This is a genomic window from Amycolatopsis sp. NPDC050768, from assembly GCF_040654155.1.
GTDB lineage: Bacteria > Actinomycetota > Actinomycetes > Mycobacteriales > Pseudonocardiaceae > Amycolatopsis.
On the sequence record NZ_JBFAHL010000021.1, the window covers coordinates 139918 to 153848 of the forward strand.

The 13931-nt window shown below is 71.1% G+C and carries 12 protein-coding genes; 3 read left to right on the forward strand and 9 right to left on the reverse strand.

Annotated features, from left to right (window positions below; translation table 11 throughout):
- Positions 1-97: 97 nt before the first annotated feature.
- Positions 98-1384 carry an adenosylmethionine--8-amino-7-oxononanoate transaminase gene (locus tag AB0H62_RS42250; protein ID WP_360592060.1) on the reverse strand — a complete coding sequence of 429 codons (1287 nt, stop codon included), beginning with the start codon at positions 1382-1384 and terminating at the stop codon, positions 98-100.
- 44 nt (positions 1385-1428) lie between these two features.
- Positions 1429-2598: a cytochrome P450 gene (locus tag AB0H62_RS42255; RefSeq protein WP_220247474.1), complete on the reverse strand. Its 1170-nt coding sequence runs from the start codon at positions 2596-2598 to the stop codon at positions 1429-1431.
- Positions 2599-2732: 134 nt separating this feature from the next.
- Between AB0H62_RS42255 and AB0H62_RS42260 the strand changes: the two genes are divergently transcribed.
- Positions 2733-3359: a uridine kinase gene (locus AB0H62_RS42260; protein ID WP_360592061.1), complete on the forward strand. Its 627-nt coding sequence runs from the start codon at positions 2733-2735 to the stop codon at positions 3357-3359.
- Positions 3360-3365: 6 nt separating this feature from the next.
- Here the strand turns inward: AB0H62_RS42260 and AB0H62_RS42265 are convergent, their stop codons facing one another.
- The 4 genes from AB0H62_RS42265 to AB0H62_RS42280 all read right to left on the reverse strand — a co-directional run bounded on the left by AB0H62_RS42265 (position 3366) and on the right by AB0H62_RS42280 (position 7993).
- Positions 3366-4523: a glycosyltransferase family 4 protein gene (locus AB0H62_RS42265; RefSeq protein ID WP_220237959.1), complete on the reverse strand. Its 1158-nt coding sequence runs from the start codon at positions 4521-4523 to the stop codon at positions 3366-3368.
- Positions 4524-4627: 104 nt separating this feature from the next.
- Complete coding sequence (locus AB0H62_RS42270) at positions 4628-5692, reverse strand: NlpC/P60 family protein (protein WP_360592062.1); 1065 nt, start codon at positions 5690-5692, stop codon at positions 4628-4630.
- A gap of 427 nt (positions 5693-6119) precedes the next feature.
- Positions 6120-6311 (reverse strand): hypothetical protein, encoded by a 192-nt coding sequence (locus AB0H62_RS42275; protein WP_220247473.1) that lies wholly within the window; start codon positions 6309-6311, stop codon positions 6120-6122.
- Positions 6312-6568: 257 nt separating this feature from the next.
- Positions 6569-7993: an NYN domain-containing protein gene (locus tag AB0H62_RS42280; protein ID WP_220237957.1), complete on the reverse strand. Its 1425-nt coding sequence runs from the start codon at positions 7991-7993 to the stop codon at positions 6569-6571.
- A 142-nt stretch (positions 7994-8135) separates the two neighbouring features.
- On the opposite strand from AB0H62_RS42280, the gene AB0H62_RS42285 reads away from it, so the two are divergent.
- Positions 8136-9854 carry a DEDD exonuclease domain-containing protein gene (locus AB0H62_RS42285; RefSeq protein WP_360592063.1) on the forward strand — a complete coding sequence of 573 codons (1719 nt, stop codon included), beginning with the start codon at positions 8136-8138 and terminating at the stop codon, positions 9852-9854.
- Positions 9855-9906: 52 nt separating this feature from the next.
- Positions 9907-10191, forward strand: a complete 285-nt coding sequence (locus tag AB0H62_RS42290) for an Lrp/AsnC ligand binding domain-containing protein (protein ID WP_220237955.1) — start codon at positions 9907-9909, stop codon at positions 10189-10191.
- Positions 10192-10302: 111 nt separating this feature from the next.
- On the opposite strand, the gene AB0H62_RS42295 is transcribed toward AB0H62_RS42290, so the two are convergent.
- From AB0H62_RS42295 to AB0H62_RS42305, 3 genes are read right to left on the reverse strand one after another with little or no spacing between them, the layout of a single operon-like run.
- Positions 10303-11955, reverse strand: coding sequence for a cytochrome bc complex cytochrome b subunit (locus AB0H62_RS42295; protein WP_220237954.1), 1653 nt, complete (start codon positions 11953-11955; stop codon positions 10303-10305).
- Positions 11952-13103, reverse strand: coding sequence for a ubiquinol-cytochrome c reductase iron-sulfur subunit (locus AB0H62_RS42300; RefSeq protein ID WP_220237953.1), 1152 nt, complete (start codon positions 13101-13103; stop codon positions 11952-11954). The genes AB0H62_RS42295 and AB0H62_RS42300 overlap by 4 nt, the downstream gene beginning before the upstream one ends.
- Positions 13100-13918 (reverse strand): c-type cytochrome, encoded by an 819-nt coding sequence (locus tag AB0H62_RS42305; RefSeq protein ID WP_220237952.1) that lies wholly within the window; start codon positions 13916-13918, stop codon positions 13100-13102. The genes AB0H62_RS42300 and AB0H62_RS42305 overlap by 4 nt, the downstream gene beginning before the upstream one ends.
- Positions 13919-13931: the final 13 nt, after the last annotated feature.

The following is a 13931-nucleotide window of genomic DNA, read 5'->3' on the forward strand; positions in this document are numbered from 1 at the left end:
CCTGATCGCGTGGAAACCCCAGAGTTCCGACGACTTTACGTGACTCACGGTATACAGCTCGTATCTTATGGCCGCGGTCACACTCGACCGGGTGAATTCAGGCTTTTTCAGCCGCCGCGAGCATCGCACCGGTGATCACGGCCAGGTCCGCGTCGTCCGTGACGTACGGCGGCATCGCGTACACGAGGTCGCGGAACGGCCGCAGCCACGCGCCCTCCGCCGTCACGATGTCGGTGGCCACGCCGAGGTCGACCTCGTGGTCGAGCTGCAGCACGCCGATCGCGCCGAGCACCCGCACATCGCGCACGTTCGGCAGGTCCCACGCCGGCTCGAGACCACGCCGCAACCCCGCCTCGATCCGCGAGACGTCCGAGCGCCACCGGCCCTCGGCCAGCAGCCCGAGCGACGCGTTGGCGACGGCGGAGGCCAGCGGGTTGCCCATGAACGTCGGCCCGTGGGCCAGCACCGGCAGGTCACCTCGCGCGATGCCGGCGGCGATCTCGGGCGTGCACAGCGCCGCGGCCATCGTGAGGTAGCCGCCGGTGAGCGCCTTGCCGAGGCACAGCACGTCGGGCGTCACGCCGGCGTGCTCGGCCGCGAACATCCGGCCCGTGCGCCCGAAGCCGGTGGCGATCTCGTCGAACACGAGCAGCACGTCGTGCTCGCGCGTGAGCTCGCGCAGCGCGCGCAAGTAGCCGGGGTGGTGGAAACGCATCCCGCCCGCGCCCTGCACCACGGGTTCCACGATCACCGCGGCCAGCTCGTGCGCGTGCTTCTCCAGCGCGGTGGCGAGAATGTCCACATAGGACTGGTCAACCGGCGCGTCGAAGCCGGCCGGCGGTTCGGGCACGAACACCTGTTCCGGCAGGACTCCGCGCCACAGCGAATGCATGCCGCCGTCGGGGTCGCAGACGCTCATGGGCGTGAACGTGTCACCGTGGTAGCCACCGCGCCACGTGAGCAGCCGCCGCTTCTCCGGCAACCCGCGCGAACGCTGGTACTGCAGGCACATCTTGACGGCGACCTCGACCGAGACCGAGCCGGAGTCGCACAGGAACACGTGCTCGAGACCCTCGGGCGTGAGGTCCACAAGGGTCTTGGCGAGCGTGATCGCCGGCTCGTGCGTGAGGCCGCCGAACATCACGTGGCTCATCCGCCCGGCCTGCTCGGCCAGCGCCGCGTCGAGCACCGGGTGCCGGTAGCCGTGCACCGCCGCCCACCAAGACGACATGCCGTCGACGAGCTCACGGCCGTCCGCCAGCTTCAGCCGCACCCCGCTCGCCTCGGAGACGAGCAGCGGCGCCACCCGTCCCGGCATCGGCGCGTACGGGTGCCACACGTGCGCGGCGTCGAGGGCGAGCAGGTGGTCGGCGCTGGAGTCCACGCGCCGACCCTACGTGCCGCCCCGCCCGCTCTGCGCACAAGAGCTCAGCGGAGCAGCACGGGCAGCGTCTTGACGCCGTGCACCAGCGGGCTCGTGCGGTAGACCAGGTCCTCCTCCGGCACGGCCGCTCGCAGCTGCGGGAAGCGCGCGAGCAGCGCCGTGAGCGCGATCTCCGCCTCCATGCGCGCCAGCGGGGCGCCGACGCAGTAGTGGATGCCGTGGCCGAAGGCGAGGTGGCCGCCGGCCGCGCGCGTGACGTCGAGGTCGGCCGGGTCGGGGAAGCGGCCCTCGTCGCGGTTGGCGGCGAGCAGCGAGACCTGCACGAACTCACCCGCGGGGATCTTGTGGTCGCCGACCTCCACGTCCTCGACGGTGTAGCGGAGGGTGGCGATGTTGATGGGCCCGTCGAAACGCAGGAACTCCTCGACGGCGCCGGGCATCAGCGACGGGTCCGCCACCAGCTTCGCGCGCTGCTCGGGCGCGCGAAGCAACGCCACCACCGCGTTGCCGATCAGGTTCACGGTGGTCTCGTGGCCCGCGACGAGCAGCAGGAAGGCCATCGCGACGAGCTCTTCCTCGCTCAGCGAATCGCCTTCGTCGGTGGCCTGCACGAGGCCCGAGAGCAGATCCTCGCCCGGTTCGGCGCGCTTCTGCGCGACCAGCCCCACGAGGTAGGTGTGCATGGCCACCGCGGCCGCCTGCATCTCGTCGAGGTCGCCCGCGCCCAGCAGGATGTTGGACCAGCCGGTGAACTCGCCGCGGTCCTCCTCGCGCACGCCGAGCAGCTCGCAGATCACGGTGATCGGCACCGGGCCCGCGAACGCGGCCATGAGGTCGACCTGCTCGTGCTCCTCCATCGCGTCGAGCAGCTCGGTGGTGATCTGCTCGATGCGCGGGCGCAGCCCGGCGATCGCCCGCGAGGTGAACGCCTTGTTCACGAGCTTGCGCAGCCGTGTGTGGTCCGGCGCGTCGGTGTTGAGCATGTGCGCGCCGAGCAGCTGGCCGAAGGACCGGTTGATGTTCTCGCCCCCGGCCTTCGCGATCATCAGGTCGTAGGCGCCGCGATTGTCCTTGCTCAGCCGCGGGTCCGCGAGCAGCGCCCGCGCCTCGTCGTAGCCCGTCACGAGGTAAGACGGTGTGCCGTGCGGCATGCGGATCGGGCACACGGCGCCCTGGTCGTGAAACCGCCCCAGCGTCTCGTGCGTGTGCTGCATGAACTTGTCGTCGATCACGGGAATTTCTTCGACGGCCACTTCGCCCCCAAGGTTTCCGTCTGACTGGTCACGTGCCTCCCAGTATGCCCACGCGCCGGTGTGCTGTGTGGCGCTCGCGGGCAGGATGGGTTTCCGTGCGCTACCGACCCATCTCCCCCGACGTGCTGTCCGCCGAGCTGACCGAGCGCGTCGCGGCCCTGCCGCACCGCCGGCTGGCGGTCGCCGTGGACGGCGCCGACGGTGCCGCCGACACCGCGGGTCTCGCCGATGCGCTCGTGGACCCGTTGCGGCTGCTGGGCCGCGCCGCGGTCCGCGTGCCCGCGCGCGGGTTCCTGCGCCCGGCGTCGCTGCGGTTCGAGCACGGCAAGCGCAACCCCGACGCGCGCTACAGCGACTGGCTCGACCTCGGCGCCCTGCGCCGGGAAGTCCTCGACCCGCTCGCCGGCGAAGGCAGCGGCGAGGTGCTGCCGGCGCTGTGGGACACCGAGCGCGACCGCGCCACGCGGATGGCGCGCGTGCCCGTGCCGGAAGGCGGCGTGGTCCTCGTCAACGGCGAGTTCCTGCTCGGCGCCGGCCTCGCGTTCGACCTCGTGGTGCACCTGTGGCTCTCCCCCGCCGCGCTACACCGCCGCCTGCCCGACGACGACGCGTGGGCGCTGCCCGCGTACGAGCGCTACGAGTCGGAGGTCGACCCGGGCGCGCTCGCCGACGTCACGGTCCGCGTCGACGACCCGCGCCACCCGGCCGTGTACGAGCCCTGACGAGCCCTAGCGCACGGCGGCGACCGGATCGCCGTCCAGCAGGCCGGACAGGCGCTGCGCCATCGTGTCCCAGCGCCAGTTCTCCGCGACCCACGCGCGCCCTGCCTCGCCCATCCGGCGGGCCCGCACGGGGTCGGACAGGAGGGCCTCGAGGGTGTCGCGCAGCTGGCCGACGTCGCGACCGTCCACGACGTGACCGGTCACCTCGTCGAGCACCGCCTCGGGCGCGCCGCCCGACGTGCCGGCCACCACGGGCAAGCCGGTCGCCGACGCCTCCAGGTAGACGATCCCCAGCGCCTCCACGTCGAGCCCCTTGCCGCGGGTGCGCGCGGGCATCGCGAAGACGTCGCCCGCGTTGTAGTGCGCCGGCAGCTCGGCCCACGGCACGGAGCCGGTGATGACCACGTTGTCGGCCACGTCGAGCTCGGCGACGAGCTCCGTGAGCCGCTTGCGGTACGGACCGCCGCCGACCAGCAGCAGCGCCACGTCCGGCACGCGCTTGCGCAGCTCCGGCAGCGTGCGGATGAGCATGTCCTGGCCCTTGCGCGGCACGAGCCTCGACACGCACACGACCGTCGGCCGGTCGCCCAGGCCGTGGCGGGCGCGGATCTCCTCGCGCGCCCCCGCGTCGGGCGCGAAGAGCGTGGTGTCGACGCCGGACGGCAGCATCTCGAGCCCCGCCATCGGCCCGAACGCCGCGCCGAAGCGGCGGCGCGTGTACTTGCTGACGTAGGTGAGCACGTCGACCGTGTCGCCGATGCGCCGCAGCGCCTGGCGCGAACCCGGCAGCATCGACCAGCCGACCTCGTGCCCGTGCGTGGACGCGACGACCCGCCTCGCGCCGGCCTGGCGCAGCGGGTGCCCCAGCAGCGCCAGCGGCGCGGCCGCACCGAACCACACGGCTTCGCAGTCGCGGGCCCGCATGATCTGCTTCGCGCGGCGCAGCACGTCGGGCGTCGGCAGCATCAGCGACGTCGGGTGCCGCACGACCTCGAACGGCGCCTCGGCGTCGAAGTCGACGTGCGAGCCGGCTTTCCCTTCCCACGACGGCGCGTAGACCACCAGGTCGTCGGCCGGGAGCCGCGTGGCGAGCGAGTTGAGGTAGTTCTGGATCCCCCCGGGCCGCGGCGGGAAGTCGTTGGTCACGAGCAGCGTCCTCAGCACACGGGCAGGCTACTGGGCACGCTCGCCGGCGCTGTGGCCCACCAACGACCACGGGGCGGCACCGCGTGTGCGGTACCGCCCCGTGGTCAGGGAAGGGTTGCTGCTCAGCTGCTGGGGCGGCGGGCGCCCACGTACTGGCTCTGCAGCGGCGAGATCTTCACGACGTCGCCGGTGGTCGGAGCGTGCACCATCTTGCCTTCGCCGATGTACATGCCCACGTGGGAGACCGGGGTGTAGTAGAACACCAGGTCGCCCGGCTGGAGCTGGCTGCGCGGGATCGGGGTGCCGAAGGTCGACTGCTCCCGGCTCGAGCGAGGCAGCGTGATGCCCGCCTGCCGGTAGGCCCACTGCATCAGGCCCGAGCAGTCGAACGTGCTCGGGCCGGTGGCGCCCCACACGTAGGCGTCGCCGAGACGGCTCAGCGCCGCGTCCACGGCCGCCTGGGCTGCGGGCCCGGGCGCCTTGATGTTCACCGGCGGGGCGCTGCCCTTGTCGCCGCGCAGGGCCTGGTCCAGTGTGGACAGCGCGGGCTCGGTCTTCTTGAGCTGGTCGATCTGGTCTTTGAGCGTCTTCTGCTTGGTCTTGATGTCGTTCGCCAGCTTCGCAGCCGCGTCACGGGCGTCCGTCGCGCGCTTGGCGGCGTCGGCGGCCAGCTTCGTGGCGTCCTGAGCCTGCTTCGCGGCACCGGCCAGCGCGTCGAGCGCGGCGTCCTTCTGGGACGCGATCTGGTCCAGCGCGGAAGAACGCTCGAGGAACTCCTGCGTCGACGTGCCCGCGAGCAGCGCCGAGAGCTTGTTCATCTGCACGCCGCTGAGGAACGAGGCGCCGGCGAACTTGTCGACGTCGACGCGGTAGAGCTTCTCGTTGTTCTCGGCCTGCTGCGCGGACTTCTTCGCGTTCTCGACGTCGCCGTTGGCCTTGTCGAGGTCCTTCTGGCGGGCCGCTTGGTCGTCCTGGGCCTTGAGGAGGTCCTCGTTGGCCTTTTCGGCCTGCGAGGCGAGGTCGCGGTACTTCGCGAGGGCGTCCGAACCGGAGTCGGGCGGGGTCTGGAGGGCGGGGATGGGAGCTGCGATGGCCGTGGCCGAGGGCTGGGCGATGGTGACCATGGCGATCACCGAAGCTGCCGCGAGGGCACCTGACACCACGCGCTTCACTGGATGCGACTGCACGGTCGCGCGTGTCTCCTTTGCTGTCGGGCCGCCGTCGGAACCTCGTGACGCCGAAGAGGTCGGGGGCCCTCTTCCGTGCGTCCACCCCGCGCGTTTCCGGGCCGCGTTTCACTGCAACAGCCTCACGCGCACGGTGTGGTTCCGGTGTTGGCTCCCCGACAAAGCCTTTTCCGGCGGCGATCTCGCGTCGCCGTCTTGCCGACGGCTGCTGGCCACGAGATCTCGGACAGGTTACGAAAAGACCGTCACCGCGTCCACCGGGCCCCACATAAAAACTCTCCGTAGTTCGCCGAAACACCATCGGACCAGCGAGGGAGGGTTTGTGTGATCGCGGTCATACTCTGTGGTGTCTAAATTGCGTGAATTCGCTACCGACCGTTCATCCGACTAGATCGACCACTCGTCGCGCCGTTATCACCCAGAAGTGTCACGCTGGCTTACGTTCGGGCTCCGAAACCAAGCGCAGCCGGGGCACCATCCCCGCCTCGGCGAGCGCGTCGACGGCTCGCCGTTCGTCCGCGTCCCACGCCAGGGCGACCGGCGGGCCGAGCAGCACGCTCACCACACAGTCGTGGCACGCGTGGCCCCGCACGGCGCAGCGGTCGCAGTCGACGACCAGCGTGTCGAGGTCCGCCGGATCGACGTCGCTGAGATCGACACTATCGAGGTCAACGTCGCCGAAATCAACGCTGTCGAGATCGAGGTCGCGGTCGGCCGGTTCGTCGAAGTCGGTCCAGTCGGGCGGGTGGTGGTTCGTGTTCTCGGTCACGGGAGGCTCCTCACCGCAAGTTGGCTGTCGTGCTTCCTGGGACGCACGGTAGGAGCCACCACCGACAGTTTCCGTCCCGTCGGCCTCAGCCGTCCCCCGGACGGGTCTCAGACGCGGCTCAGGCGGCTGACCAGCACCGCCGAGGGCGCCGAGTGGGCACCGGTCGCGCGGACCGAGTCGGCGACCGCCCGGTCGGACGTCGCCACGACCATCGGCCGGCCCTTCGGCTCGGCCGCCACGATCGAGCGGATCACGTCGTCGGCCAGCACGCCGCGGTCGGAGAACAGCACGCGCACACCGCGCGGCACCGACGCCGGTACGGACAGCACGCCTGCCCCGTCGAACACCACTGTGACCTCGGCGCTCGTGCGCGCGGCGAGGGCGGAGAGCTGGTGGATGAGCCGGTCGCGCTGATCGGCCAGCGCCAGCTCGGGGTAGCCGGTCTTGGTGACGTTGTAGCCGTCGACGATGAGGTGCACGTTGGGCAGCGCGAGGTAGCGGTCGAGCGCCCCGACGTCCTGCACGCGCCCGCCCGGGCCGAGCCCCGACGTGGCGCCGCGCACCATGTCGGCAGGCCGCGCGCCGCGGTCGCTCAGCATCAGCTCGCGGCGCAGGCCGGTCACGGCGCCGTCGATCGTGTCGACCAGCAGCGCCAGGCGCACCTCGTCGGCTTCCCGGGCCTCACGGGCCGACTGACGGGCGATCTCGGCGTCGGTGACCGCCCGCTCCGCCCGCGCGCGCTCGGCCGCCACGCGGCGACGCTCGCGGTCCAGCTGCGTGGTCAGGGCGTCGATCTCCTCGGCCTTCGCCGTGCCGCCGCGCGCGACCTCGGCGAGGGCCTGCTCGGCGGCGTCTCGGGCCTGCCGCAGCTGCACGCCCTGCTCACGCAGCCGGCGCAGCAGCTTCTCGACCTCGGCCTCGCGTTCACCGCGAGCGGCCTCCACGGCGCCGCGCGCCTGGTCCAGTTCCCCGCGCAGCTCGGCGAGCTCCGCCTCGAGCTTCTGGTTACGAGCCAGCGCGGCGTCGCGTTCTGCCCGCAGCGCCGTCTCTTCCGCGTTCTTCGCGACGAGCCGCACGCGCCCAGCCGCGCCCGACTCCCCCAGCAGCACGGCGGCGGCCGCGCCGACGACGGAATCGGCGGCGTTGGGGTCCAGCGCGTCGGTGCGGTGCTCGCGCAGCCACTCGATCACGGCGGTGCGGAACTGCGCTGAGTCGCCCAGCGCGGCCAGCAACGCGGCGCCGCCGAGCTTCGCGCGCTTCGCGGGCGCGAACTTCGCGACGGGACGCAGCTGCCGCGGCACGTCGGTGGGCGGCAGCTTCGCGACGGCAGTGGCCGCCAGCTCGGCGATACGCTCGCGCACGGCGTCCGGCAGGCCCGTCCAGGAAGCGGGCTCGGGCGCCGCCATGTCGGCTTCGGGGATCTCGGCCGCGCCGGTCTCGGCCGGCACCGCGGTCGCGTCAGCCCGCGCCGGCACGGCCGAGGGGCCGACGGCGTCCTCGGGTGCGACCGGATCCACGGGCTGGGGGTGCATTGGTCCAGGGTAGGCCCCGGGGCCGGATCGCGCGCCGCTGGTCACCGGACGTGGGAACCACCCCACCAGGCACCCGCGCCACACCCGTCACACGGATCGCGCCGTCCGGGATTGTCGGTGGGCGGTCCTAAAGTGCGCGATCATGGACACCCGACCGCGGCCCGGCCAGGCTCAGCTGGCCTTCGACGAGCTCGGCACCCCGTTGCGGGACATCACGTTCGTCGTCTTCGACCTCGAGACCACGGGCACGAAGCCGGGACCGGACGCGATCACCGAGATCGGGGCCGTGAAGGTGCGCGGCGGTGAGGTGGTGGCCGAGTTCGCGACGCTGGTGAACCCGGGTTCGCCGATCCCGCCGCAGGTGGTGGAGCTCACGGGCATCACGCAGGCGATGGTCTACGACGCGCCGCGCATCGAGCGCGTGCTGCCCGCGTTCCTCGAGTTCATCTCCGGCGCGGTGCTCGTGGCCCACAACTCGGGGTTCGACACGGGCTTCATGCGGGCCGCGTGCGAGGGCCACGGCTATGTCTGGCCGCGCGCCACGGTGATCTGCACGGTGAAGCTCGCCCGGCGCGTGATCCCGCGCGAGGAGGCGCGCAGCTACCGGCTCTCGAACCTGGCGATGCTGCTCGGCTCCCGCACCCGGCCCACGCACCGAGCGCTCGACGACGCCCGTGCCACCGTCGACGTGCTCCACGCGCTGCTGGAGCGGGTCGGCAACGTCGGCGTGCACACGGTCGAAGAGCTCGTCGACTACCTGCCCGAGGTGACCACCGCGCAGCGGCGCAAACGCCACCTCGCGGCCGACCTGCCTGCGCGGCCCGGGGTGTACCTGTTCCGCGGCCCGCGTGAGGAGGTCCTCTACGTCGGCACCGCGCGGGACCTGCGCCGGCGCGTGCGGCAGTACTTCACGGGCTCGGAAAGCCGCGGGCGCATCCGCGAGATGGTGGCCCTGGCCGAACGCGTGGAGGCCATCGAATGCGCCCACTCGCTGGAGGCCGAGATCCGCGAGCTGCGGCTCATCGCGGCCCACCGGCCGATGTACAACCGGCGCTCGAAGAACCCGCACCACGCGTGGTGGGTCGGGCTCACCGACGAGGCCTTCCCGCGCCTGTCCGTGGTCCGGCTGCCGCGCGAAGGCACCCTCGGCCCCTTCCGCAGCCAGGCCGACGCCCGCACGGCCGCCGACACGCTCGCGGGCGCCGCCGGGCTGCGCACGTGCACGATGCGGATCTCGGCCCGCGGCGGCTCCGCGACCCCGTGTGTGCTGGCCGAGCTGGGCCGCTGCGGCGCGCCGTGCGCCGGCCGCCAGAGCGTGGACGACTACTCCCCCGCCGTCACGGCCGCGCGCGACCTCATCTCCGGCGACGACGGGCGTCCCCTGAAGATCGCCGCGGCCCAGCTCGACCGGCTCTCGGAGGGCCGGCACTACGAGCAGGCCGCCCGCCATCGCGACGAGCTGGCGGACCTCGTGCGTGCCGTCGGCCGGTCCCACCGGCAAGCCGCGCTCGCCGACATTGCCGAACTCATCGCCGCCAACCCGGACGGCAACGGCGGCTGGGAGCTGTCGGTGATCCGCCACGGCCGCCTGGCGTCCGCGGGGGTAGCCCGCCGCGGAGTGCCGCCGATGCCGGTGGTGGAACACCTGGTCGCCGCCGCGGAAACCGTGCTGCCCGGCGAAGGGCCGTTGCGCGGCGCGTCCGGAGAAGAAGTCACGGTGCTGCTGCGCTGGCTCGCCCGGCCCGGCGTGCGGCTCGTGCGCACCACGCGGCCCTGGGCCGAACCCACCGCCGTCGCCGGCTGGCGCGGGTGGCTCGACCTGGCGGCCGGTGCGCGGACGCTGGAACGGGTGGCGGGGTGATGAAGGCTACGATCAGCGCTCGTCGGGTACCGCCAGGGAGTGGAGGAACGCTGTGATCACGGCGATCGTGCTGATCAACGTAGAGGCCGAGGAGATCCCGCAGGCCGCACAGGCGATCGCGGACCTCGAAGGGGTCAACGAGGTCTACTCGTGCGCCGGTGACGTCGACCTGATCGCCACAGTGCGCGTGAAGGCCCACGAGGACCTCGCCGACCTCATCCCCGGCCGCATCGGCAAGGTGAGCGGCGTGCTGGACACCGTCACGCACATCGCGTTCCGCTCGTACTCACGGGCCGACACGGACTCCGCGTTCGAGATCGGCGTCGAAGGCGCCTGATCGTTTATGTAAAAGGCCCTGCGCTGCGAACAACTTCGGACAACACAGCTCCGGACAACGAGGAAGGCCCCTCCACCCGCCTGGGTGAAGGGGCCTCCGTCGTATGGAGAGCTAGTGCTTGGTCCCGACCTCGTGCGACTCGGACTCCGAGCTTTCCAGCTCGGCGTGCCCGTTGCCGTGCGACGCCCGCTCGAGAGCGGCCGACTCCTCCGGCGGGTCCGGGGTCCAGATCGAACCCGGGACGGCGTGCCCGGCGGTGCCGAGCTTGTTCATCTTCTTCGGCACTGCGGCGCCCTGATACTCGAGCGGGACCGCGTGGCCGTGGCTGTCCACGCCGGCCAGCGGCTGGTGGACCTCGATGAACTCACCGTGCGGCAGGCGCTTGATGATGCCCGTTTCCACGCCGTGCTCCAGCACCTCGCGGTCGGCCCGCTGCAGACCCAGGCAGATCCGGTAGGTGATGTAGTAGGCGATCGGCGGCACGATCAGCACGCCGATGCGGCCGGCCCATGTGGTGGCGTTCAGGGAGATGTCGAACTGGTCGGCGATGATGTCGTTGAAGCCCGACAGCTCGATGACCAGGAAGAACCCGAGCGCCATCATGCCCAGCGCGGTGCGGACCGGTGCGTCGCGCGGCCGCTGGAGCAGGTTGTGCGCCGCGTTGTCCTTCGACAGCTTGCGTTCCATGAACGGGTACGCCAGCAGCAGCCCGATCAGCAGCGGCATGCCCACCGCGCCGGGGAAGAACACCGCCGGGATCGTGTAGTTCCCGAGGTAGACCTCCCACGCGGGCCAGATGCGCAGCATGCCGTCGGCCCAGGCCATGTAGAAGTCAGGCTGCGACCCGGCCGACACCATCGACGGGTTGTACGGCCCGAAGTTCCAGACCGGGTTGATCTGGAACAGGCCGGACATCAGCGCGATGACACCGGTGACCAGCGTGAAGAAGGCGCCGCCCTTGAGGGCGAAGTACGGCATGATCCGCACGCCGACGACGTTGGTCTCCTTGCGCCGCACACCCGGGAACTGCGTGTGCTTCTGGTACCAGACCAGCGCCAGGTGCACACCGACGAGCGCGAGCATGATGCCTGGGATCAGCAGAATGTGCAGTGTGTACAGGCGCGGGATGATCTGGTCGCCCGGGAACTCGCCGCCGAACAGCGCCCAGTGGATCCAGGTGCCGATGACCGGCACCGAGAGGACGATGCCCGACAGGGTCGCGCGGATACCGGTACCGGAGAGCAGGTCGTCCGGGAGCGAGTAGCCGAAGAAGCCCTCGAACATTCCCAGGACCAGCAGCAGGCCACCGATGATCCAGTTGGCCTCACGCGGCTTGCGGAACGCGCCGGTGAAGAAGATCCGGAACATGTGGATCATCATCGAGGCGACGAAGATCAGCGCGGCCCAGTGGTGCAGCTGCCGCACGAAGAGGCCGCCGCGCACGTCGAACGAGATGTCCAGCGTGGTGCGGAACGCCTGCGACATCTCGACGCCCTGCAGGTTCTGGAAGCTCCCGTGGTAGGTGACTTCCTGCATGGAGGGGTCGAAGAACAGCGTCAGGTACACACCCGAGAGCAGGATGATGATGAAGCTGTACAGCGCGATCTCGCCCAGCAGGAACGACCAGTGCGTGGGGAAGACCTTGTTCATCTGGTGACGCAGGCCCTTGGCCAGCTTGTACCGCTGGTCCGCGTTGTCCGCGGCCTCGCCGAGGTGTTGCTCGAGCGCGCTCGTGCCCTTGGTGGGCGTGGTCAGTGAGCTCATGACTTACGCTCCCAAAAGGCCGGACCGATGGCCTCGTTGAAGTCGCCCCGTGCGATCAAGTATCCCTCTGAGTCAACCGTGATCGGCAGCTGGGCCAGCGGACGCGTCGCCGGGCCGAAGATGGGCTTGGCGTAGTGCAGGGCGTCGAACTGCGACTGGTGGCACGGGCAGAGGATGCGGTTCGTGCGCTGCTCGTACAGGGAGGTCGGGCAGCCGACGTGGCTGCAGATCTTCGTGTACGCGTAGTAGTCGCCGAAGTTGTAGTCCTCCTGGCCCTTCCGCTTCACCACGCGCGCGGCGTCGGTGGGGCGCAGCCGGATGAGCATCACCGGGTTGTCGACGCGGGTCAGCGCGGCGGCCAGCGCCTCGCGGTTGCCCGCCTCGGTCTTGCGGTACGGGAACACCGTCTCCATGCCGCCGGCGTCGAGGTCTTCGACGCGCAGCAGGGTCACGCCCTTCTCGACGTCGTCGTCCAGGCTGCCGGTGTTGGCGCGCAGGTAGACGACCTCACCCGGGTGCTGCGGCTGCCAGCCGGTGTGCCACAGCGAGTTCTCGTTCTCGGTGTCCTTCCACGGGTCCTTGATGAAGGACGCCAGCGGCAGGGCCGCGACCGCGAGACCCAGCACTCCGGCACTCGCACCGGCGGTGCGCTTGATCAGCGACCGGCGGGCGATGGTGCTGCGGGCCCCGGCGTCGGCCAGGTGCGCGAGGATCGTGGCGCGGTCGACCTCGGCCGACGGACCGTCGCTGCGCTGCTGCACCGCGGTCTCCTGCGGCACGAACTTCTTCGTGTACAGGATCACGCCGATGCCGAGCGCGAGCACCGCGATGCCCAGCGTGACGCCCAGTGCCGGGGTGTACAGGCTGTAGGTGGCGTGCCCGCTCGCGTCGCTCGGGTCCTTGTACTCCCACCAATGCGGCCAGGCGACGACCACGACGAACGCCAGGCCCGCGAGCGCGGACAGGGCGAACCAGAACGCGACGAGCCGCTGCGCGCGGCGTTCGGCGCGGGTGTCCTTGACCGGCCACGGTTCCGGGTAGTCGACGATCTCGACGCCGTCCAGCTGACCGCCCAGCTTGAGCAGCTGGTCGCGGTCCATCTCGGCCAGTTCCGCCTCCGAGGGCGGCTGGGGCCCTTCGGCACTCATGCCTTCGATCCAATCCACAGTGTGATGCCCACGAGCGCGGCAATTCCGACGACGAAAGCGATAAGGCCTTCGGAAGCGGGACCGAACCCGCCGAGGCCGTTACCACCCGGGTTGTTGTTGCCGTCCGACACCGACTTTACATAAGCGATGATGTCTTTCTTCTCCTCCGGGTTGAGCTGCCGGTCGGAGAATTTCGGCATGTTCTGCGGCCCCGTGAGCATCGCGTCGTAGATCTGCTCTTCGGTGGCCGGGTCGAGGTCCGGCGCGTACTTGCCCGCCGACAGCGCGCCACCGCGACCGGTGAAGTTGTGGCACGACGCGCAGTTGAGGCGGAACAGCTCGCCACCGCGCGCCGGGTCGCTGCCGCGCAGCGCGGCACCGGTCTCGTCGGGGCGCTGCGCGCCGCCACCGTGGGCCTGCACGAAGGCGCCGACGGCATCGATCTCGCTCGGCGTGAGCTTCGGCGGCTTGCGCTCGATCTGCGCCTCCTGGCGCGCGGCGGGCATGCGGCCGGACGAGGTCTGGAAGTACACGGCCGCGTCGCCGACGCCGATGAGGCTCGGACCGCGGTCCTGCACGCCCTCGAGGTTCTTGCCGTGGCACTCGATGCAGGTGTTGTTGTAGACCTGCTCACCCTGCCGCAGCAGAGCCGGGTCGCCCTGGGCCTGCGCGGTCTGGGGCTCGGGCGCGAACACGGCGTACAGGGCGCCGGCTCCCACCAGCGCGACACCGAGTGCGAGCAGGCCGGCGAAACGCCTGCGCAGCTTCGAACGCGCGCGGAACCGGCGCTCCGGGGACTTCTTGCTGGTGGTCATCTTGCGGCAACCC